This window comes from Shewanella psychrophila (assembly GCF_002005305.1).
GTDB lineage: Bacteria > Pseudomonadota > Gammaproteobacteria > Enterobacterales > Shewanellaceae > Shewanella > Shewanella psychrophila.
Genome location: NZ_CP014782.1, coordinates 4,705,102 through 4,726,974 on the forward strand (window position 1 = coordinate 4,705,102; position 21,873 = coordinate 4,726,974).

Below are 21,873 nucleotides of genomic sequence, written 5' to 3' on the forward strand. Positions count from 1 at the left end.
CTTCATGCCTAGATGCCCTGTTAAAGATAATGCTAGTATCTTGCTTGGCTGTAAATAGACACTAAACATCAAATAAGAAAAATAAGAGTGAGAGTCCATTGAATAAAATCTTAACTTTAGCCGCATTAACCTTGCTGCTTTCTAGTCAGATAAGCTTTGCTGATACAAGTGAAAAAAAAGATAAACCATCACAAATGCAAGGTGCCATCTTCGATGGCCCTTACCTGTTCGATCAGAGTAAAAATGAAAAAGCACACATGGCATATTGGATCTGTGCCAATAAGTTATTAACGACCCCCGTTACTAACAGCCAACTGAGTCGCCCGAACAGCTGTGGTCAGTTACCCGAGCCAACACTCAACCCAAAAGCTAAAGAGATTGCAGCCAACGCATATACCGGTGTCAGCAAGATTGTCGCTCTAAGTGATATCCATGGCCAGTTTGATGTGCTTATTACCCTGCTTAAAAACCAGAACATTGTCGATAAAAACAATGACTGGGCCTTCGGCAACGGTCATATGGTCATGACCGGCGATATGTTCGACCGAGGCCATCAAGTCAACGAAGTGCTCTGGTTTATGTATAAATTAGATAAACAGGCCCAAGATGCTGGCGGCAAGCTACATCTGCTGATGGGTAACCATGAGCAGATGGTAATGCGTGGTGACTTACGCTATGTAAACGAGCGCTATAAAGTTGCTGAGAAACTACTGCAACGTAACTACGATGAGCTCTATGACGATAGCAGCGAAATCGGCCAGTGGCTGCGTAGTAAGCACACCATAGTAAAAATCAACGACAGCTTGTTTCTTCATGGCGGGATCAGCGGTGAATGGGTCGACAGAAAACTCACCTTAGATAAAGCTAACCAAGTGTATCGCGACAATATAGATAAGAGTAAGCCAGAGTTAAAAAGTGATGACCTACTGAACTTTTTGTTTTTAGGCAACGGTCCAACCTGGTTCAGAGGCTACTTTGAAGATGATTATAACGAGGATGAGATCGACCGAGTGCTTGCCTATTTCGATGTGAAACATATCGTCGTCGGCCACACATCACAAACTCAGGTTTTAGGTCTGTTTAACAACAAGGTCTTAGCGGTCGATTCGAGCATCAAGAATGGCGAGTCAGGTGAGCTGTTGTTAATCACACCAAATGAAGGCCAAGACACTTTAACCCGTGGTCTATACGATGGTAGTCGTGTGACTCTATAAGGAGCCTACATAATAAGGGGCCTACATACCATGAGCTCGCAAGATGCAGGCTCATACTCCCCAACCCAGAGTTAAAAATGAAGTAATATTGAAGTCTGCATCTTCTTAGTCATCTTAGCCACCACCAGCTGAAATGAGTTATCGATCATCCGCTCGAGCTCCCCTCGGGGGATTGAGCCATCGAGAATAATGGTATTCCACAGCGCCTTGTTCATGTGATAGCCAGGTATAACCGAAGGGAATATATCCCGCAAAATAGCCGCTTCATCGGGGTCACACTTGAGGTTCATCCACCAATGCTTATTGCCTGGCTCATTACTAGAGTCATTATTAGAGCCATCACCTTTACCCATCTTGCCTATGGCCAAAGTAGCGAACATTTTTCCTTTGACCTTGAACACATAGACATCGGCACCGAAGGGGAAGTCCAATACAGTTTCAGGTTTGTTTAACAGGTATTTTTTTGCAGTTTCAAAATCCATTTAGGCCCATCCCATGGTACAAAAATCACTTTCAGCTTACGTTCATCTTCGCCTCTTTATAATCGATACACAATCAAAAATAAGTGTTTGGAGACGATATGAAGATGCACACTCGACAGAATCGAACTGGGGGGATCATGGCCCTGTGTATGATCCTCACTCTTACACTATTTGTCCCCCTTTCAAAAGCACAAGCTGAGACCCGTTTTAGTGAAGCCGAGCTGGCGCAGATGCTCGCGCCTATCGCCCTGTATCCGGATAGCCTGTTGACTCATATCCTTATCGCATCGACCTACCCACTGGAAATCGTTCAGGCTAAGCGCTTACAGGGGAAAAACAAACTCCTCCCCACAGAGCAGCTAATGGAGAAGGCCGAAGATGAAGAGTGGGATCCCAGTGTTACCGCCCTGCTTGCCTTCCCTACCGTGCTCGACAAGCTCAGTGAAGACTTAAAGTGGACACAAGACTTGGGCGATGCTTTTTTGCAAGACGAAGAGAGGATGCTCGCTAGCATTCAGATACTAAGACATCAGGCCGATAAAGCCGATAGCTTAGCCGAAATGGAAAATATGGCAGTCAGCCGGGTCGAAAATCAGATTATCATAGAGCCGGTTCAAAAAGAGATAGTCTATGTCCCTTATTATGATCCGAGAGTCGTCTACGGTCATTGGGCTTGGTATAACTACCCGCCGATATATTGGGCACCCTACCCTTATTATGTACGCCCACCTTATGGACATTTTTACTGGCACCGTGGCGTTCATATCTCTTTTAATTACTACTTCAGCGCCTTTCATTGGAACAAGCGTCATGTGGTTGTCGTTCACCATAACAATGCCCGTCACTATCGTCACCATGGCCGTATAGTAACCAGCCATGGTGCACAGAGATGGCATCATAAACCTGTGCATCGTCGCGGCGTCGCCTATCGCAGCCCTGCTGTGAAACATAGATACAAGAGCCATCGCCCGAGTTCCTTACATACTAAGCAAGTTCGCAAAGCTCAGTACAGTACCGTTTCACGTGCCAACACTCATAACAAGGTTCATACCAATACACAGGCCAAACTCAATAGAAAACCTAGCCACACGAGTAATTTAAGTCATTACAATAAACAAGTGGCTAAACAAAGGGAGCAGAAATTTTCCAACCAGATGCACCACAAGAGAAATGTGCAGGTCGGTGACCGCTCAGTGAATAAGCACAAGGTAAATAACCAGAAGCGCCATATTCAAACCCAGCAAAAGTTTAAGCAGTCATCAACTAAACCATCACAATACAGACAGGCGCAGCAAAGCAAGGCATCGAATGTGAAAAGCCAGCAAGTCAGGACGCAGGCAACAAGGCAACCGAGTCACTCGGCTCAAATGAGAAGCCCAGGTCATATAAAGACCAGTGGCCAGACACATTCTAAGGCGCAGCATCAAAGAAGTAGTAATCAAAAGAATCATAATCAAAAAGGTAATAGCCGCTCTAAACTGAGAGATTAGCAGTTAAAGGCACTGATCTCATCAGCTGTCAGATATCGCCACTCACTGAGCTCTACGTCTAGGCTCAGTTCACCCACTTGCTGTCTATGTAAACCGACCACACGATTTCCCACAGTAAAGAACATACGTTTTACCTGGTGATAGCGTCCCTCGCTGAGAGTTAACAACACCTGATGGGGAGTAATAACCTCGAGCTTAGCCGGTAGCGTTAAGGACTTTTCTCCCTGTAGCTGTAACCCCAGTTCAAAACGAGACACCAATTCATCTATGTCCCCCTTGTCTATCGGATCCCGCAGCGTCACCCGATAGGTTTTCTCACAGTGGAATTTAGGGTTGATGATGTTAAACGACCAACGGCCATCATCAGTGAGCAACAAGAGGCCGGTAGTATCGGCATCTAGCCTGCCAGTGATATGCAGATCCTCGGCTCTGTCCACATTGATGTAATTCATTACCGAAGGATAGTCGCCATCGACGTTGGAACACAGAGTATCGAGTGGCTTATGCAACATGATATAACGCGAAGGCCTGGCAACCAGACGATGCCCGGCTAACATGATGCTGTTGTTCTCATGCACTTGTGTCTGAGGCGTGACAATAACGAGTCCGTTAACCCGCACCTGCCCAGACTCAATTAAGCCTATTGATTCGGCACGGGTATTATCTGTACTCTTGCAGAGGAATTTGTCGAGGCGCATTTTCGGTAACGTTTTTAAGCTGACACAAGGTGCATCATTATCGCTATTCATCGACCAGGATCAAGCTTGTGCATTAATTATCCACAACTTGAGCATTTACCAAGCATATAGAAGAGCTAACAGTATATTTATACTTTTAGGGGGTAGTCATGACATTAACTGAACAGTATAGCTAGAACATATGCCAATTAAGTATGCGCTAATATCCAATCTACGGTATCTTCTCCACACCTTGATTCGCTATTATCTTCTTTCAGTCGCAACTTACTGTGACAATTCTCTTTTCATGGGTTTTCGGAGACACAATGATCAGATTTATATGCTGTTTAATACTCTTAAGTAGCTCCACACTCGTCTCTGCGAAAAACTGGCTGCTACACGCAGATATCAGACATAGACCCCCTGAGATGATAATTGAAGATAATCGGGCAACGGGACCATTGAAAGATGTGTTGGATGAGGCTGCCAACATGATTGGCTACAAGATAGAATGGCGTATCGCCCCTTTCGCCCGTAGTTTAAAGGGACTAGAAAATGGCAAGGTCGATCTGGTCCCGAGAGTAATAAAAACCAAAGAACGAGAGGCATTTATCGATTTTCTCGGCCCTATTGGACACAGGCAAAAAGATATCGTCTTTCTCGTCAGAAAAGGCAAAGAGAAGCTGATTAATGACTACGATGACTTGTATAACTTTGAAATAGGCATTAAACGCGATACCGCTTATTTTTCCAGGTTCGATGATGACCAAAAACTAGATAAAAAATTACTGCTCGATGACAGAAACATGTCCAGCATGTTTGCGGCCCATCGCTTCGACGTCATGATTGTACTCGACAAGGACTCCATCGAATCAGCCTTCAAGCAGATACACTTTACTGATTACGCCTACGCCGATTATAAATTTAAGCAAAATATCGGTATTTTTTACGGCCTATCTAAGCAATCAGCTAACACTAAGGTCAGCTCTGAATTAAGTCGGGTACTGCTTGATATGTTTCAATCGGGTAGGGTTGCTCAGATTTATCAAAATTATAAGCTAGAGCCCCCTCTCAGACTGTTTTAATCCGCCAGCTATATCTCTTACTCTTTGGCACGCTGGAGGTATGCCTCCATTTCATCATCAGGCACCATACCGCCACCCGTGGCCCACACCAAATGAGTCGCATCTTCCAGCTTGTCTTCGAGTCCAATTCGGCTCAGGTAGTCACGATTGCGCATCACCTGTACCATCCCCGGCATGCCCGCTAGCGCCGATGGCTCAAGCTTAATCGATTGAGAATCGTAAAGCAGGCCTAATAGCCCATACATCTCATCATCTGTGATCGTGATATAGCCATCGATCATCCGCGCCATAGCCTTTCCCACAAAACCTGACGCTCGCCCAACCGCCAGACCATCGGCGGCGGTGATATTGTCTATCCCCAGCTCTTGCACCGATATCTCATCATGAAGCCCGGTATGTACGCCCATAAGCATACAGGGAGAGTGCGTTGGCTCGGCAAAGATACAATGCACATGATCGCCAAACGCCAGTTTGAGGCCAAAGGCAACGCCCCCCGGACCGCCACCCACACCACAAGGCAGATAAACAAACAGAGGGTGAGCCTCATCGACTAAAACCCCTTGTTCATCAAACTGTTTCTTGAGGCGATCGGCTGCCACGGCATAACCCAGAAACAATGAGGTAGAGTTTTCATCATCGACAAAGTGGCAGTAAGGATCTTTTAGTGCTTCTTCCCTACCTCGTTCGACCGCCACACTGTAGTCAGACGCATACTCAACCACTTTGACCCCATGGCTGCGCAAACGATCTTTCTTCCACTGACGAGCATCGGCAGACATATGTACGCTCACTTTTAATCCTAAGGTCGCACTCATGATACCTATAGACAGACCCAGGTTTCCGGTGGAGCCCACCGCTATCTTATATTGGCCGAAGAAGTCTCTGAATTCATCTGAGTCCAGCTTGGCGTAGTCATCATCTAGCTTGAGTATTCCAGCCTCGAGGGCCAAGCTTTCCGCATGGTGCAACACCTCATGAATGCCGCCCCTTGCCTTAATCGATCCGGAGATAGGTAGTTGAGAGTCGAGTTTCACCATCAAGTCACCAGGCAGTTGAGTCTGATAACGAACGCTCAAGGCGGCCTTCATCTCAGGTATTGCCTGAAGTGGTGACTCTATGATGCCGGCGCTGATTTGGGTCTCAGGAAAGACACGCTCGATAAAAGACGCAAATCGCAGCAAGCGCTCACTGGCCAGCTTCACATCGGCCGCCGTTAACCCCACATAGGGCAAAGCCTCTTCGAAACTAGTGATTTCAGGATTAAACCAGCTCAAAGGTTTAAGACTGATCAAATCAGCCAGTAGAGGAAATTGATTGACCAGAAGTTCAACTTGTAACTTATTCATAATCGACTCTATATAAACAATAAACGCTATTTCTGAGAATTATAAATAACAGGCTTATCTAAGCGCGGCAAGTTAACTTAATATCATGATGAGTGTTCATTCAACTCGCCGTCACTCGAGTTGAAACAACCACTGATGATACAGCCTAGAACGGTAAGCGAGAGATGAAACACTTGTGACACATTTCACAACTCAATCAATAACCTTCAAACAAGTTGCATCTTTACACTGCAGGACTTGATAGTGAGACTGATTAGCATTAACATCCGCAAAATCAATCTTACAATCACATAAACATCTCATTACTGCGCGTAAAACTTGATACGGCCATCACATATTAATCCCAAATGCTTAAGGAAAAGCACCGCACACTTTGAGTCATTTAGGTTTACTCTATGAAGACCCAAGTTAAACTAATCTCTGCCGTTATCGCTGTTATTCTTCACTCGAGTGCATTTGCAGCTTCTCAAACCAATGATATTTCTCTCCAGAGCGCCACTCAAGATATTGAAGTGATCACAGTTGTTGGTCGCCAGTTGCATTACAAAACAGATCAGGCTCATGCCGCCATGCGCTCAGATGTGTCTCTGCTTGACACCCCTCAATCGGTGACGGTGATCCCAACAGAGGTCATGGATGACCAGATGATCTTGACCCTAGGCGATGCACTAAGGAATGACGCCAGTGTATCCATCGGCCGAGTCACTACCGACAGAGAGAGGTTTAGCCTACGAGGTTTTAGCTTAGATGAGAGCACTAACCTGCTTAAAGATGGCCACCAGCATTTCTCTAAGTACCGTTTACCTATGGCGCTAGTAGATAATATCGAAATTCTCAAAGGCCCCTCTAGTCTACTTTACGGTCAGTCTACGCCCGGCGGCTTAGTCAATCTGGTCACCAAGAAACCCACCTATGATTCATTTTTAGAAGTTGGCGTTAAAGGTGATGACAATGGTTCCTTGCGAGGCATGCTCGATGCCGGCGGCAGCTTAAATGAAGCAGAAACGATACGCTACCGCGCTATTGTCGAGAAACAAGACAATAAGAACAGGCGCGAATACCAAGATGGCAGCGTACAGGAGAGTGATTTCTTTGTGGGCAGCCTGATGACAGACTTCGATATCGGCGATGACCTCACGGTGTCACTACACTATGACACATCAAATGAAGTGGCAGGCCAGGACAGCGGTTCTCTTGTCGATGACCAAGGCAATGTCATCGGCGGTAATGACACCATTTGGGACATGCCCTGGACCCAAATAGATGCACAAAGCGAGAATTATGGCGCCGATATCAGTTACCAGTTAACTAACGACTGGAATATAGATGCGGGCTATAACAAGCAACATAACGAGCGTGAGCGCTGGGAAAGCAAGCCCCAAACAGGCAGTTATGACCCTGATACCGGAAGCTACAAGAACAAACCCTATAACAAGCTGGAAGATTGGAAGCAGCAATCCTTCTATTTTGACTTAGTCGGCACAGTTGAAGTTGGCGGCCTGCAACACGACCTGTTGTTCGGTGGTAACTATCTCAAGCACGAGTACAGCTCACTGAAAGTCAAAGGTAAGATGGACTCTGGCAATATCGATACTGGCATCATAGTGCCTCAGCCCGATCTGGACTACGCCAACGGCAAGTCAGAAACAGAGCATTACAAGTACTATGGCATATTCGCCCAAGACCTTATCACTTTCAACGAGCAATGGCAGCTACTCCTAGGTGTGCGTTACGACAAGCAGGAAAAAACCGATGCAGATAGTCAGTCTGTGCTACCAAAACTTGGGGTCATCTACCACCCTACAGATTATGCTTCTGTCTACGCTAATTACAGTGAGAGTTTCGAGCCACAGGGCCGAGTGCTGGATGATGAAGATGGTAACTTCGGCACCGAACTCGACCCAATCAAGGGCGAGATGTATGAGCTTGGTACTAAGTGGGAGCTGCTCTCGGGTAGGCTGCGTCTTAACGCCGCGCTATTTGACATCAAGCGCAGCAACATCATAGTCAACCAAGGTACACCCGACGACCCTATCACCACTCAAGGCGGCGTGCAGCGTCACAAGGGCTTCGAATTAGGCGCTATCGGCCAGATCAACGATGACTTATCATTGATCACCTCACTCATGTATCTTGATGCAGAATATGAGACCCAAAATGAGTTTCAGGGCAACCGCCCCGAAGATGTCCCCGAGTGGACGGCCTCTATCTGGGCCAAATACTCGATAACAGATCGCGCCGCCTTCAACTTAGGTGCCTTCTACGAAGGAGCCCGTTTCGGCGATGCCGATAACACCTTCGAAAAATCCGCCTACACCCGTATCGACACAGGCATCAGCTACATATTGCCAGTAGCCGGCAATGACCTGCAGCTAAGACTCAAGGTCGAGAATCTGTTCGATACCGATTACTTAGGTGGCGGCGAAAACGGTGAAGTGAATGTCGGCAAACCAAGAAGCCTGAAGTTTGGGGTTAGTTATAAGATCTAACCAAATGACAAGTCATCACATAGCTTAAAATTAAACAGCAATGGTCTGCTCTTGCGGGCCATATGTTGATTGAAACGTCACACATCATGACTCTCAACCAGACTTAAAAAATTATCCATAAACAATACCTGTTTACAGTTATCTATCATCATAATCTTCTCTATTGTGTAAATAGTATCTTTTTACCCACTTTATATACACTATGCGGACTTTTGTCCTAATAGTCTTTTCCTCACAGTCTTACTATCGATAAAACAAAGCTCTTGTGACTCTTTTAATCTAAAGATGCTTTCACTTTCAAACTGAGCGACTCCACTAAGTTGCAATAAGAGAGATTAGTATGACTGCACATATCAGCGGTAACAAAGGCGATTTTGCCGAGACCATTATCATGCCCGGCGATCCCCTTCGAGCAAAATATATTGCCGAGACCTTCCTCGATGATGCCGTAGAAGTCACCAATATTCGTAATATGCTGGGCTACACAGGCTTTTATAAGGGCCAACGAATCTCAGTCATGGGTCACGGCATGGGGATTCCCTCCATGGTACTTTACGCCCATGAGCTAATTAATGATTTTGACGTCAAGCGTATCATACGTGTAGGTAGCCTTGGCGCGACCCAGAAAGATGTGAAACTGCACGATGTGATTCTGGCTCAAGCGGCGGGCACCGACTCTCCCACCAATGCTAAACGTAGCAGTGGCTATCAGATGGCCACTTCGGCCACCTTCGACTTGCTTCATAAAGCCTATATGGCGGCAGTGGATAAAAACATCAGCGTCAAGGTCGGCAATATCTTCAGTGGCGATATGTACTATGACCCGGATGAAGATATGATCCCGGCCTTAGAGCGCTTCGGCGTCCTTGGTGTCGATATGGAAGTGGCAGGTCTTTACGGGCTAGCTCATCAACAAGGTATCGAGTCTTTAGCCATTTTAACGGTTTCAGACCACTGCTTAACCGGCGAGGAAACAACGGCAGAGGAGCGTCAACTATCATTTAATCAGATGATTGAATTGGCGCTAGAGACAGCTTGTAGCTAGTAAGCACATACAAACAGTGCACTCTTTCTCAGCTTATGCTCGCAGTAAACCGATATCATGACTGGCAGTTTTATTTTTAAGCTAGCCAATAAAAAAACAAATAATGAATCCACTGCGAGTCTTTAAAACGATAACTAGGTATAGATGATGAAAAACAAAGTTTCCTTAACGATTTTAAGCTTCCTCGCTAACTTTATTATGGCTGGTTTCGCCACTCAGTTTGGCATGCTGATTGAACCCATTGCCAGCAAGTTTGCAGCAAACGTCAACGAAGTGGCTTCAATTTTTTCTTTATTAAACGGAGGGGCGCTAGCCGGAACCATAGCCGCCTTCTTCTTGATTGAGAAGATAGGCGTCAAGCGCATGACCTTACTCAGTTATCTGAGTATTGCCCTAAGTGCTGCCGCACTCCACTTCACCTCATCGCTCAATGTGGTGATGATTGCCATGACCATTATCGGTCTCTGTGGCGGTGTTGGTTTATGTATTGCTGGTACTATCGTGGTGTCGGTGTGGAAAGACAAAATACAGAGCACCATGTTAGTGGTACAAGATGCGACGTTCAATGTGGCTGGCGTGGTCTTTCCGCTCATTACCACTTATGCACTTAGCCATGCATTGTCATGGAGTTACAGTTACCTCGCAGTCGGATTAGTTGCCCTAGGTACGGCTATGATGGCCATGATGACTAATTTTGACTTATGCGAAAGTAACAACTCCAATGAAACAGATTCAAGCAGTGAAAAATCAGAATGGAACTTCTCTATCATCAGTGCAGGTATTGGTTTATTCCTGGGTATGTTAGCACTTTATACTTTCCTGACTTGGGCACCTATGTTCGTCAAAGAGAAGTTTAGTATTCCCTTCGAAGAAGCTGGCAACATCATCACTCAATACTGGTCTGCAGCCCTTGTCGGTGCGCTCATTTCTACGCTTATTGTGTCTCGAGTGAAGATCCAGCACTTCCTCATGGGCATGATGACCTTAGCCTTAATCATCACTAGCCTGATTGTGACAACAGATAAACTGGAATGGATGGGCTACCTGACTTATGGTTATGGTTTTGCCTGCGCCGCCCTTTACAACGCCTTTATCGCTTATGGTGTGTCATTTGTGAAGCAAGCCAGCAGTAAAAATGTGTCTTATATTTTAATCAGCGGTAGTGCAGGTGCTATGTTCAGTCCAGCCATCAGCTCGATGTTTGAATCTATCATCGGCTTGCAAACTGTGATGTACGCCATACCCGTCATTTATGCCATCATTTTAGGCATGCTAGTTATTTCTCGTCGCCAAGCTGCAGAAAACAGTTTAGCTACGGCTTAATATCGACATAAAAAAAGCGTATAATTAGGGCAACTTTAATTCCGACATTGACAGATAAGCTAACTGCCATGCGTAAACCAAGAACGATTAGAGTTAAGACCAGAGTACGAAAAATCAGGATGAGACGAGCGAAAAGACTCAGTTTGTTGATGATGAAAGCTAGTCAGCAAGATGAAAAACAGCGTAGTCTCAACCTGCAAAAAAGGTAATTAATTTACCCCTCAAAATTACATAAAGCCCTGGTAGTTTGACTACCGGGGCTTTATTTTTTCTTTTATAAGTCAAAGAATCGCTTACTCAATATAAGCTTTTAAGCCTTCAAGATCGCAGATCACTATCCCCTCTTCCTTATCCTTTTGAATTAAGCCCAACTCCTCGAGCTTCTTGACCGCTCTACGATACACACGGTCTGTGGTCGCAAAGCGTTCTGCTTCCAAATAACATTTAGTGAAGCCATCGATAGGCAAATCATTCAGGTATTGGTGATACAGGTCGTAAGCTATGTTATAGGCAATGGGATAAAGCATTCTGCGAGTTAAGATATCGACAGTATCTTGGTAATCGACGGCGATGGCACTGGCGAAAAACAGCGCGAACATAGGTTTTTTGGTCAGTGCTTGTTGTAGCTTATCACCACAGATCACTTCTACCTCAACTGAATCTTCAGCAATAATATCCAGCTGACACCGATAATCACTGAAAAACTCCATCTCACCAAAAAGCTGCGAGTCACACATCATGGTGCCTAACTGAAAACAGCGACCATTGCGGGCCGTATACCCCATAGAGACTCGTCCTTGTTTGACTAAAATGAGCTCATCAACTTTTTGCCCCTGCTGCATCAGTTTTTTCTGGGCTGGTACCAGTTTAGTTTCACTGATGCACTCGAGCATAATCTGCTCAATTTCATCATGTTCCTGCTCCCAAAGAGATTGAAAGCGGCCTTTAGATAAGGGTTTTAGTTGCATCAAGTAAGCTCAATATCGACGTTCTAAGAACAATTATAATACCATTCCATATAAAGGAGTTTCGCTTCACCCCGATCAATCTTTAATAAACCGGCTCGGCGTCTCCCCCATATGTTGCCTAAAAAAGCTAATAAAGGCGCTATCGCTGGAAAAATCCAGAGAAAAAGCCACTTCCGAGATACTTCCGCCCTCGGCGAGTCGCACTATTGCCCCGTGTAGGCGCCACTGCTGACGCCAGGCCTGGTAAGGCATCCCAGTTTGCCTGATGAAGATACGTGAAATAGTTTTCTCGCTAGCCCCTATCATTTTGGCCATTTGATTCAGTGGCTGAGGCAAAGTATCTCCAGACATAACTAGTGCTAACCAAGGTTTCAAACGGGGATCATCAGGAATAGGCAGTGGTAACATCTCTTCCGGCGCTACCAGTAACTCCTCGATAAACAGAGCTAATACGTGCTTTTGTTGCTCGGCTGGCATATCCCATTCCCACAGAGACATACGCTCAATAAGCTGCTTAAACAGATCGTTAACACCAATAATTTTTATCTTGTCAGGCAAGCCGGTAAAGGAGTTTGTATCGAAGTACAGGGAGCGACATGTCACCACATCACGCATCTGCATTTTGGCACAATGCACTATCCCCTCTGGGATCCAGGCGGCTTTGGTCGGTGGCAAGACATATTGCATCTGCTCTAACCTGATCGTGATACAACCCGACGGGGCATACAGCAGCTGTGATTTCTTATGGCTGTGAACACCTGAATCATAAGACCCTATCCCGGAAGCGATACCGACCACCTGAGCATCAAAGTCATCTAAGCTCGCTAACATCTCTTCTGCACAATCTGAGTTTATAATCGCCATAAGTCTTAATTTTGATATTAAATGCCTCTATCATTGTAATCAGACATCTCGTTGATTGCTATAGTTTCCGACAGCAGATTTATTATCTGCTGCCACAGAGTAAGCTCCCACAAGAATAAGAGCCTATTGCTATTGCAGATAAATCTGCAACTAAGTGAAAGTAAGAAGACTTAAATAAGAAACAGCGAAGAAGAAGGAGAAAACTCACGACTCAGAGATTATCGACATCAGAAGTAACTTGCTTCCCGGCAATCCCGATCCCATTGCGGATCGGGCTTACTTCTAGCCACAATAACACCTACAGCCTTAACTTTGCCCAACGCTCCAGAGTCTCTCGACACCTTAGACTAGAGAACACCAACTCTCCTTGTTACGTGATAATCCGCAGTTAGATCTCTGGTGGGCAAGCAGAAATCCTGAGTCTTACTCGCATTGCTCAACTATGTCCTTAAGTTACCATTTAATGTCCAAATCCTAATATTGGATCACCAATGTACGCTTTATACTGTTCATTGTTTATTGCCCTTGTTTATTTATGAGGTACCGCGAGTTCAAGTTTTACACCAATATTTATGTTTCCAAATAGACCTCAAATAGTAGTTATTACTGTTCGAACCTCTCTATTTGGTTTTGTTTCTATGATAGGAGTTCTTATGTGGCAAATAGTGAAAATTGCCTCTTTTATTAGCATGGCGTTATGGATAGCAGCCTGTGGGAAAAATAATAATGCAGAGAAGAGCCATGATCCTGAAAATACGGAAGTCAGTGTTATTAAAGTTAAGAGTCAAGTTCTGGATATTCAAGTCGAATTGCCAGGCCGTAGTAAGGCTTTCCTTGAGGCTGAAGTCAAACCTCAAGCCTCGGGTATTATCATTCAGCGTAGCTTCATCGAAGGCAGTAATGTTAAGAAGGGTCAGTCTCTATATCAAATAGATTCGGCCACATATAAAGCTAGATTACTCAGCGTTGAAGCAGAACTGGCCAGTGCCAAAGCGAATCTGATTTTAGCGAAAGCGACTGTGACTCGTTATAAGGTGCTGATTAAAACTAATGTCGAGAGTCTAGAAAAGTTAGATGAGAAAATTGCGGCTTATAAAGTAGCGCTGGCAAAAGTTGTAGTGGCTAAAGCAGCTGTTAATACAGCCAAAATTAATTTGGTCTATTCAGAAGTGAAGGCACCTATCTCAGGTAGGATCGGTAAATCGAATGTCACAGTGGGGGCGTTGGTCTCAGCTGATAATCCAAAAAACCTAGCAAGGATTCAACAGTTAGACCCCATCAATGTGGATATAGCACAATCCAGTGCGCAGTTATTGCGTCTAAAAGCCAAGCTTAAACAAGGTCAATTACAGGCAACCAATAATGCCAATGTGCAGCTGATTCTTGAAGATGGTACAGCCTATGGTTATTCAGGTGTATTGCAATTTTCCGAGGTGAGTGTCGATGAGAATACCGGCTCAGTTACCTTAAGAGCCAAATTCCCCAACCCCAATGGTTTATTATTGCCGGGTATGTACGTGCGTGCAGTTCTCAATGCCGGTACCGATCTACAAGCGATTCTGATCCCCCAGGAAGCCCTCACTCGCAACACCAAGGGCCAGGCCGTCGTTATGTTAGTCGATAGTGAAAGCAGGGTCGAATCTCGAGTTGTGACCACAGCTGAGGTGATCGATCATCAATGGCGTATCACACATGGTCTTAACGTCGGGGACACCCTTATCGTCGAAGGATTGCAAATGATTCATCCCGGCGATCCAGTTAAGCCTATAGCAGCCTCTTCTGATCAATCCGCAAATATACTCGCCAGTCAATCGGCTAACCAGTAATAACAATTAAAGGTAGAGTTATGTCACGTTTCTTTATTGATCGCCCTATTTTTGCATGGGTGATCGCCATTATAGTAATGCTGGCTGGGGTCTTGTCGATATTCAAGCTCCCGGTATCTCAGTATCCAAGCATTGCACCGCCAACCGTAGTGATCTGGGCTATGTACCCAGGTGCTTCTGCTAAGACCATGGAAGATTCGGTTACTCAAGTCATCGAACAACGCATGACAGGTATCGACAACCTACGCTACATATCTTCTACCAGTGATAGCTTCGGCAATGCAGAAATCACCTTAACCTTCAATGCCGAGGCCGATCCAGATATTGCTCAGGTACAGGTGCAAAATAAGCTTCAATTGGCAATGCCACAGCTACCATTAGAAGTTCAGCAACAAGGTGTTAAGGTCACTAAGTCTAGCGAAGGTTTTTTGATGATTGTCGGCTTCGTATCTGAAGATGACTCACTGGATAAGAATGATATCTCTGACTATGTGGCATCTAATATCCAAGATCCCTTGAGCCGTGTACCTGGTGTAGGAAATATCGAGTTATTTGGTGCTCAATATGCGATGCGTATCTGGCTAGATCCTCTAAAGCTGACCGAATATAATCTGACCAGTATCGATATTATAAAGTCGATTCGTGAGCAAAATGCACAGATTTCTGCGGGTCAATTGGGTGCATCACCAGCCCTTCCAGGACAAGTGCTGAGCGCTACAGTATCGGCTCAAAGTCGTTTACAAACCCCAGAGCAATTTAAGAAAATCATTATTAAAGCTGATTCTTCAGGTGCGAAAGTGTTATTGAAGGATGTGGCTCGTGTTGAATTAGGCGGTGAAAGCTATACGGTAAACTCCTTCTACAACGGTAAGCCTACCGTCGGTATAGCTATACATTTAGCAACGGGTGCTAATGCGATAGCCACTGCTAACGCTGTTCGGCAAGCCATTGATGAGATGGAGCCATTCTTCCCTAAAGGTGTAAAGGTAGTTTCCCCCTATGACACAACACCATTCGTTGAGAGGTCCATTGAAGGCGTAGTGCACACCTTGCTCGAGGCGGTGGTCTTAGTATTCCTCATCATGTATCTGTTCCTGCAGAACTTACGTGCGACACTTATTCCGACCATCGCTGTACCAGTGGTGTTATTGGGGACTTTCGCCATTTTATCAGCCGCTGGCTTCTCGATTAATACCTTGACCATGTTTGCTATGGTTCTGGCGATTGGCCTACTGGTTGATGATGCTATCGTGGTGGTGGAAAATGTCGAACGTGTGATGCACGAAGAGGGACTTAGTCCCGTAGAAGCCACCAAGAAGTCCATGGGACAGATCACCGGAGCCCTAGTGGGTATCGGTCTGACTTTGGCTGCGGTATTCGTTCCCATGGCATTTATGTCCGGCTCCACTGGGGTTATTTACCGTCAGTTTTCAGTCACAATAATCTCAGCCATGGGACTCTCGGTGATGGTAGCCTTAATTCTGACTCCCGCTCTGTGTGCCACAATGCTTAAACCGATCAAGAAAGATAAGAGTCATATCCAGACAGGTTTCTTCGGCTGGTTTAACCGTAGCTTCGATAAGCTGACATCTGGTTATACAAATAGTGTTACCGTCATGCTCAAGCGTACAGGTCGTGTCATGTTGATCTATCTGGGGCTGGTTATTGCTATGGCTTGGATCTTCATCCATATGCCAACGGCCTTCTTACCCGATGAAGATCAAGGGATCATGTTTAATCAAGCTGTCTTGCCGGTAAACTCGAGTCTTGAAAGTACCGAGAAGGTGATGAGAAAAGTCACTGACTACTATCTCAATGATGAAAGTGAAAATGTTAACTCGGTATTCAGTGTCTCAGGCTTCAGCTTTGCGGGACGCGGCCAGAATATGGGGGTCAACTTCGTCAGCATGAAAGATTGGAGTGAACGAGGAGGTGCCGGACAAGGTATTAAGTCAGTTGCAGAACGTGCTATGGCTAAGTTTAAGCAGATAAAAGATGCTTCTGTCGTTGCATTCGTGCCTCCAGCGGTGATCGAGTTAGGGACGGCAAATGGTTTTGATTTTTATCTGCAAGACAGGAATGGCCAAGGTCACGAAAAACTTGTGGAAGCGAGAAACATGCTGCTGAACATGGCAAAGAAAAATCCCAATCTGATAAATGTACGTCCGAACGGTCCGGAAGATGCCCCTATCTATCAGATCAATATAGATCAGGCTAAGATCAGAGCACTAGATATCGATATTGACTCGGTAAACCGTGTACTGGGTACCGCCTGGGGGGGAGCATACGTGAATGATTTCATCGATCGCGGCCGAATTAAGAAGGTATTCGTACAAGGTGATGCGAACTACCGCATGAAGCCTGGAGATCTCGATAGCTGGTACGTGAAAAATAATAAGGGGGAGATGGTACCTTTCTCAGAATTTGCAACAGGTGGCTGGGAAAAGTCTTCGCCTCTTCTAGCACGTTTTAATAGCTTACCAGCAATGAATATTTTGGGTGAAACAATACCTGGTTATAGCTCCGGTGCCGCCATGTTGGATCTCGAAGAGATGGTGAAAAAATTACCACCTGGATTTGGTATCGAGTGGAATGGTCTATCCTATGAGGAACGTCTCTCGGGTGATCAGGCTCCTGCTCTGTATGCCCTATCTATTATAGTGGTATTTCTGGTTCTGGCTGCCCTCTATGAAAGTTGGTCTGTGCCCTTCTCGGTTATATTAGTGGTGCCATTAGGGGTTATTGGTGCACTTATTACCATGAATGCTCGCGGATTACCTAATGATGTCTTCTTTCAGGTCGCCCTGTTAACCACAGTAGGACTGGCGACTAAGAACGCTATTCTGATCGTGGAATTTGCCAAGGAATACTACGAGAAAGGGACCCCCCTTGTCGATGCGACGCTACATGCGGTACGTGTGCGTCTGCGTCCAATCTTGATGACCTCGTTGGCCTTCGGCTTGGGCGTATTACCCCTAGCTATCAGTAGTGGTGTAGGCTCAGGGAGTCAGAACGCCATAGGTACTGGCGTACTGGGTGGCATGATGAGCTCGACCTTCATGGGGATATTTTTCATCCCAATATTCTTCGTGGTGGTTGAGCGTATCTTCAACAAAAGAAAACAGCAGAAGATGCTCAATTCCGAGGAAAGAGCACCTCAATAAGAGGCCATAATGTCGATTTCATTGTATCGTTATAAACGATACTAGCAGGCATTTTCCCATTTTATTCAGTGGCTGGCCAAGGTCTCTACAGACATAACTTGTGCCAGCCGAGGCTCACCAACATCTCTTCTACACAGAAGAGTTTATAAAACCCACATGTCCCTATTTTGACATAATCTGCCCTTATTGTTGTGATTGGACGAGTGGTTGATCGCTATAATTCTCGGCATCAGATTTATTAGTTAATGCCACGGAGTAACATCCCATGAAAACAATGCCAAATCTCTGGCTTATATTGGCTTTAGTGATGTTTCCACAAGTTGTCGAAACCATCTATAGTCCAGCCTTACCCCACATATCACACGCGTTCGGGGTGACAGCCCAAACAGCCTCACAGACTATATCTGTGTATTTTATCGCTTTCGCCTTCGGAGTCCTTGCCTGGGGAAGGTTGAGTGACACCATAGGGCGTAGAAATGCCATGGTCCTTGGATTAGTCACCTATGGCGTTGGTGCCACAATGGCTATTTTAGCAAGCAACTTTGAGATGCTTATGCTGGCAAGGATCATATCGGCTTTCGGTGCAGCCACAGGCTCAGTCGTGACCCAAGCTATGCTAAGAGATTGCTACCAAGGATCCGAATTGACCAAGGTATTCTCGGTGATCACCATGGGTGTTTCCATCAGCCCGGTTATTGGATTATTGAGTGGCGGCATCATAGTGACTCATTTCGGCTATAGCGGAATATTCTGCAGCTTACTGATGCTAGCCATCGCACTCTGGTTACTGGCTATTATCACTCTGCCTGAAACCAACCCCGAAATGACGACTAATGCCGAGTCAGTAAAAGGCCCCGAAATTGGCATTCTGCAGCTAGCCAAACAGATGAGTCGAGACGTTAATTTATGGTGCAACGCAGGCCTGATAGCAAGCTTTAACATCATGCTATATAGCTATTACTCACTGGGCCCCTTTATCTTTCATAATTTAGGCATGACATCCACTGATTTTGGCTATAGCGGCATCTTGTTACCCATAGGTACAATAATGGGCAGTCTGCTCAGTAAACGGTTAGTATCGAAAGGCTGGCAGTCACATCAATTGATCTCTGCCGCCTCAGTTCTGGCCTTAATTTGTGCCTTTGGTGTCTGGTTACTCAGATCTGATCTGCTGTTCCTAATACCCATGATAGGCATGTTACTTTGTAGTGGCATGGCCTTACCCAATATCATGAGTAAGGCGTTAGAAAATTATCGACACGCTGTTGGCACAGCTGGCGCCCTGTTTGGCTTAACTTACTACTTGTTATTCGGAGCTGGTCTAGTACTCACCGGAATATTACAAGATCTGGGAATAGCACTTATCTTGAGTGCAGGCATATCTTGTTTACTCAGCGTAAAACTAAAACTTGGTACTCTCGCCAATAAACTGTGCCAAGATAGTTAACCCAGCTCGAACGTAGTGATGCCAAATATCTTTTCATTATCGATATTTGGCATCCCTCTTTGATACATACGCGCTGTTGCAAATACCACTTGCATATCTTCACCTTCAGCCAAGGCAACCGCTGCGGGATTACTCTCAGGCACATCCAAGATAATGGTTACGCCCTCGATACCTGACTGAGCTTGATTGAACAACAAGCTGGTAATGTCGATGTTATCCGCAAACAAGGGTCCCACCTTATAGCCTTCTACACAGCGACGTCTGACGAGATACCCAAGCACTTTACCTTCTTGACGATACACTAGAGTCAATCCATCATTCTGAGTCATCCAAGCCTGTAGAAAGGCCTCGCGGCTGGCAGGGAAGCATTGGCGGTCATAGAGGTTTATGGCATCTAACTCGGCAGTGCTAACCTTGCTATCTATATCGGTAATAGCTGCAATTGACTGAGAGCGATATGCTGCTGATTTTTGATATCTACGATTCTGATAATAAGCTCGGTAACCGATGCGCTGATAAATATCGACATTTTCGAGCACACCATCGATACCTACATTACGGTCACCACAATAGGCTAACCTATGCTCAGTGAGTGCCAAACCATAGCCTTTTCCTCTATGTTCAGGCGCGACAATATAGAGACCACAAAAAGCAAAATGGTCACCATAGGTCACCGCGCTGCCGACCGCGACAATCTCCCCCGCTAACTCACCAACAAAGAAACCATTAGGATCCGCCAGATAAAACAGCGCCGCATCATTAATCCCTGGATTCCAGCCCTCAATTTGGGCCCAGTTCACCGCTAAAAGTAACTCATCGGTAGTCATGTTCCGTATCACAAGCTTTGCTTCTGTCATCTTGTCTCTCCCTTTACATTTAATGACGTCCTATGTGTTGACTAGATTAACGGTGGCAAACCAATCCAAGTTATCCCGTCTACTCATGCTTCCAACAGAGTGTTTCATACTAAGTACTAGAGCTATGTCCTAGAGCTAAGCCAGAGAGCTAAGCCAGAAAACCAAGCTCTCAAACTCGTATAAGCTTATGTATAAAGTACCGTTTACAAGGCTACTTTACTATCACTAAAACCCGCCAGCTCTATTACGGTAACCCGGTTTATCCCATCTCTGTTATCGACCATATCAGAGATAAGCGTCGAGCCATCGGCTTGCTTATCTATGGTATATTCCGATGAGTTGCCGCTAAAGAATACGATATTAGTTGCCGTATTTCCCGTGATGCTGTTATCGAAACCATTAACGATGACATTAGTATTTTTATCACCGGTTAAGGTCACATCTTTAAGATACTGAGCATGATGTGTATAACCTAAACTCGAATTAAACTTGAGGCTAAAATCTCCCTCGAAACTCGCATCGATACGAGCATCGTAGGTCAGATAAGGATGGAAGAATTTGTTATCCATCAGCTTAGCGCCCAATGGGTCTTCATTTAAGATTTCAGATCTTGTTTTCGCCACATAGCCTCCCCACATACCATGGGTTGCACTCTCTGACCAGGCGCCCCATAGACCATAATAACTATCAACAACTGAGGCTAAATACTCCTGAGTTAAACTGTTCTCCGGTGTAAGCTCGGCAATCCAATCAGGCATGCCAATGCCCCATAACTTATCATTAAGCGCGGTTATCTGAGCGCTGCGAATTTCAGCCTGATAATCGGCCAATGCACCAATAAATTCAGGGTTTTGGTCGACGCCAATACCGTAGTCATGGAGCAAGTGTAGGATCTCTTCGAAGCTGGCGTCACGATGACCGCCATAGGTTTGATTGATATACCAGCTGCCTCCCTCGACCTGAATTTCATTCTGATACAGCGGCTGTCCACCTAGATTTGTCGCCGGATTGGTACCATCATCCTGACCATTGAGCAGTAACAAAATGGCCCCATTATCCGCCATTTTATTCGCCACTGCCGACTTGTCGCTGCCATATTCAGAACCAGGATAATTGGTAAGATAGTGAATTAAGATAGAACGTGCTCGGACAATTTGATTATCAGACAATTTATCCTGGGCAATAAGATGTATCGGCTTACCATTGGGCGCCAGCACTAAGGTATAACGGTTGAATTTAAGCGCTGAGCTGTATGTTGCCGACAAAGACTCAGGCACATTGCTAATGTTCAAGGCTAAGGTGTCAGCAGAAAGGTCACTTCCTGAACCACAGCCTGTCGAACCTGTGCCAGCTCCTGTCGTCTCAGGTACTGTTTTAGTACTTGAAGAATCTGAGTTACACGCCGCAACAGTTACTAAACTTGTTACTAGCAGGCTTGCCAATAGTACTTTATTCATAATATTTCCCCGAAATCATCTGTATCAACAAAATTATCATGGGTAAGGAGAATAAAAAGTAAGCCGCTGTAAGCTAGGCTATGACCAATGTAAGCAGGTGTAAGCGCGCTATCATTAACGGTGAGAGTCTGTAAAAATA

Annotated in this window: 16 protein-coding genes; 9 read left to right on the top strand and 7 right to left on the bottom strand. The window is 45.4% G+C overall.

Going from position 1 to position 21,873, the window contains the following annotated elements; genetic code table 11:
* Nucleotides 1-98 precede the first annotated feature (98 nt).
* On the top strand, nucleotides 99-1,214 hold the full coding sequence (locus sps_RS20405) for a metallophosphoesterase (RefSeq protein WP_077754187.1): 1,116 nt from the start codon (nucleotides 99-101) through the stop codon (nucleotides 1,212-1,214).
* A gap of 71 nt (nucleotides 1,215-1,285) precedes the next feature.
* Here the strand turns inward: sps_RS20405 and sps_RS20410 are convergent, their stop codons facing one another.
* Nucleotides 1,286-1,696 (bottom strand): MmcQ/YjbR family DNA-binding protein, encoded by a 411-nt coding sequence (locus sps_RS20410; RefSeq protein ID WP_077754188.1) that lies wholly within the window; start codon nucleotides 1,694-1,696, stop codon nucleotides 1,286-1,288.
* 98 nt (nucleotides 1,697-1,794) lie between these two features.
* Between sps_RS20410 and sps_RS20415 the strand changes: the two genes are divergently transcribed.
* On the top strand, nucleotides 1,795-3,186 hold the full coding sequence (locus sps_RS20415; RefSeq protein ID WP_418346678.1) for a DUF3300 domain-containing protein: 1,392 nt from the start codon (nucleotides 1,795-1,797) through the stop codon (nucleotides 3,184-3,186).
* On the opposite strand, the gene sps_RS20420 is transcribed toward sps_RS20415, so the two are convergent.
* A complete protein-coding gene (locus sps_RS20420) occupies nucleotides 3,183-3,884 on the bottom strand; it encodes a pseudouridine synthase (protein ID WP_077755786.1) in 702 nt (233 codons plus the stop codon). The genes sps_RS20415 and sps_RS20420 overlap by 4 nt on opposite strands.
* 305 nt (nucleotides 3,885-4,189) lie before the next feature.
* Between sps_RS20420 and sps_RS20425 the strand changes: the two genes are divergently transcribed.
* Nucleotides 4,190-4,948, top strand: coding sequence for a substrate-binding periplasmic protein (locus sps_RS20425; protein ID WP_077754189.1), 759 nt, complete (start codon nucleotides 4,190-4,192; stop codon nucleotides 4,946-4,948).
* Between the two features lie 17 nt (nucleotides 4,949-4,965).
* Here sps_RS20425 and sps_RS20430 read toward each other — a convergent pair whose 3' ends face one another.
* Nucleotides 4,966-6,294: a D-serine ammonia-lyase gene (locus sps_RS20430; RefSeq protein ID WP_077754190.1), complete on the bottom strand. Its 1,329-nt coding sequence runs from the start codon at nucleotides 6,292-6,294 to the stop codon at nucleotides 4,966-4,968.
* A gap of 395 nt (nucleotides 6,295-6,689) precedes the next feature.
* Here sps_RS20430 and sps_RS20435 point away from each other — a divergent pair, with 395 nt between their 5' ends.
* The 3 genes from sps_RS20435 (at nucleotide 6,690) to tsgA (ending at nucleotide 11,151) form a co-directional block, all read left to right on the top strand.
* On the top strand, nucleotides 6,690-8,783 hold the full coding sequence (locus tag sps_RS20435) for a TonB-dependent siderophore receptor (RefSeq protein WP_077754191.1): 2,094 nt from the start codon (nucleotides 6,690-6,692) through the stop codon (nucleotides 8,781-8,783).
* Nucleotides 8,784-9,123: 340 nt separating this feature from the next.
* On the top strand, nucleotides 9,124-9,828 hold the full coding sequence (gene deoD, locus sps_RS20440; protein ID WP_077754192.1) for a purine-nucleoside phosphorylase: 705 nt from the start codon (nucleotides 9,124-9,126) through the stop codon (nucleotides 9,826-9,828).
* 147 nt (nucleotides 9,829-9,975) lie between these two features.
* Nucleotides 9,976-11,151, top strand: coding sequence for an MFS transporter TsgA (gene tsgA, locus sps_RS20445; RefSeq protein WP_149027434.1), 1,176 nt, complete (start codon nucleotides 9,976-9,978; stop codon nucleotides 11,149-11,151).
* A 293-nt stretch (nucleotides 11,152-11,444) separates the two neighbouring features.
* On the opposite strand, the gene sps_RS20450 is transcribed toward tsgA, so the two are convergent.
* A complete protein-coding gene (locus sps_RS20450; protein WP_077754194.1) occupies nucleotides 11,445-12,119 on the bottom strand; it encodes a Crp/Fnr family transcriptional regulator in 675 nt (224 codons plus the stop codon).
* A gap of 75 nt (nucleotides 12,120-12,194) precedes the next feature.
* A complete protein-coding gene (locus tag sps_RS20455; RefSeq protein WP_077754195.1) occupies nucleotides 12,195-12,983 on the bottom strand; it encodes an AraC family transcriptional regulator in 789 nt (262 codons plus the stop codon).
* A gap of 653 nt (nucleotides 12,984-13,636) precedes the next feature.
* On the opposite strand from sps_RS20455, the gene sps_RS20460 reads away from it, so the two are divergent.
* The 3 genes from sps_RS20460 to sps_RS20470 all read left to right on the top strand — a co-directional run bounded on the left by sps_RS20460 (nucleotide 13,637) and on the right by sps_RS20470 (nucleotide 19,420).
* Nucleotides 13,637-14,809 carry an efflux RND transporter periplasmic adaptor subunit gene (locus sps_RS20460; protein ID WP_077754196.1) on the top strand — a complete coding sequence of 391 codons (1,173 nt, stop codon included), beginning with the start codon at nucleotides 13,637-13,639 and terminating at the stop codon, nucleotides 14,807-14,809.
* A gap of 20 nt (nucleotides 14,810-14,829) precedes the next feature.
* Complete coding sequence (locus sps_RS20465) at nucleotides 14,830-17,973, top strand: efflux RND transporter permease subunit (RefSeq protein ID WP_077754197.1); 3,144 nt, start codon at nucleotides 14,830-14,832, stop codon at nucleotides 17,971-17,973.
* A gap of 265 nt (nucleotides 17,974-18,238) precedes the next feature.
* Nucleotides 18,239-19,420, top strand: a complete 1,182-nt coding sequence (locus sps_RS20470) for a multidrug effflux MFS transporter (protein ID WP_077754198.1) — start codon at nucleotides 18,239-18,241, stop codon at nucleotides 19,418-19,420.
* Here the strand turns inward: sps_RS20470 and sps_RS20475 are convergent.
* A complete protein-coding gene (locus sps_RS20475; protein ID WP_077754199.1) occupies nucleotides 19,417-20,277 on the bottom strand; it encodes a GNAT family N-acetyltransferase in 861 nt (286 codons plus the stop codon). The genes sps_RS20470 and sps_RS20475 overlap by 4 nt on opposite strands.
* A gap of 203 nt (nucleotides 20,278-20,480) precedes the next feature.
* Nucleotides 20,481-21,734: a hypothetical protein gene (locus tag sps_RS20480; RefSeq protein WP_077754200.1), complete on the bottom strand. Its 1,254-nt coding sequence runs from the start codon at nucleotides 21,732-21,734 to the stop codon at nucleotides 20,481-20,483.
* Nucleotides 21,735-21,873 lie beyond the last annotated feature (139 nt).

Coding starts and splice junctions, on each gene's coding strand:
- sps_RS20410 (WP_077754188.1), bottom strand. CDS start 1,696: ATGGATTTTGAAACTGCAAAAAAATACCTGTTAAACAAACCTGAAACT.
- sps_RS20415 (WP_418346678.1), top strand. CDS start 1,795: ATGAAGATGCACACTCGACAGAATCGAACTGGGGGGATCATGGCCCTG.
- sps_RS20420 (WP_077755786.1), bottom strand. CDS start 3,884: ATGCGCCTCGACAAATTCCTCTGCAAGAGTACAGATAATACCCGTGCC.
- sps_RS20425 (WP_077754189.1), top strand. CDS start 4,190: ATGATCAGATTTATATGCTGTTTAATACTCTTAAGTAGCTCCACACTC.
- sps_RS20430 (WP_077754190.1), bottom strand. CDS start 6,294: ATGAATAAGTTACAAGTTGAACTTCTGGTCAATCAATTTCCTCTACTG.
- sps_RS20435 (WP_077754191.1), top strand. CDS start 6,690: ATGAAGACCCAAGTTAAACTAATCTCTGCCGTTATCGCTGTTATTCTT.
- deoD (WP_077754192.1), top strand. CDS start 9,124: ATGACTGCACATATCAGCGGTAACAAAGGCGATTTTGCCGAGACCATT.
- tsgA (WP_149027434.1), top strand. CDS start 9,976: ATGAAAAACAAAGTTTCCTTAACGATTTTAAGCTTCCTCGCTAACTTT.
- sps_RS20450 (WP_077754194.1), bottom strand. CDS start 12,119: ATGCAACTAAAACCCTTATCTAAAGGCCGCTTTCAATCTCTTTGGGAG.
- sps_RS20455 (WP_077754195.1), bottom strand. CDS start 12,983: ATGGCGATTATAAACTCAGATTGTGCAGAAGAGATGTTAGCGAGCTTA.
- sps_RS20460 (WP_077754196.1), top strand. CDS start 13,637: ATGTGGCAAATAGTGAAAATTGCCTCTTTTATTAGCATGGCGTTATGG.
- sps_RS20465 (WP_077754197.1), top strand. CDS start 14,830: ATGTCACGTTTCTTTATTGATCGCCCTATTTTTGCATGGGTGATCGCC.
- sps_RS20470 (WP_077754198.1), top strand. CDS start 18,239: ATGAAAACAATGCCAAATCTCTGGCTTATATTGGCTTTAGTGATGTTT.
- sps_RS20475 (WP_077754199.1), bottom strand. CDS start 20,277: ATGACAGAAGCAAAGCTTGTGATACGGAACATGACTACCGATGAGTTA.
- sps_RS20480 (WP_077754200.1), bottom strand. CDS start 21,734: ATGAATAAAGTACTATTGGCAAGCCTGCTAGTAACAAGTTTAGTAACT.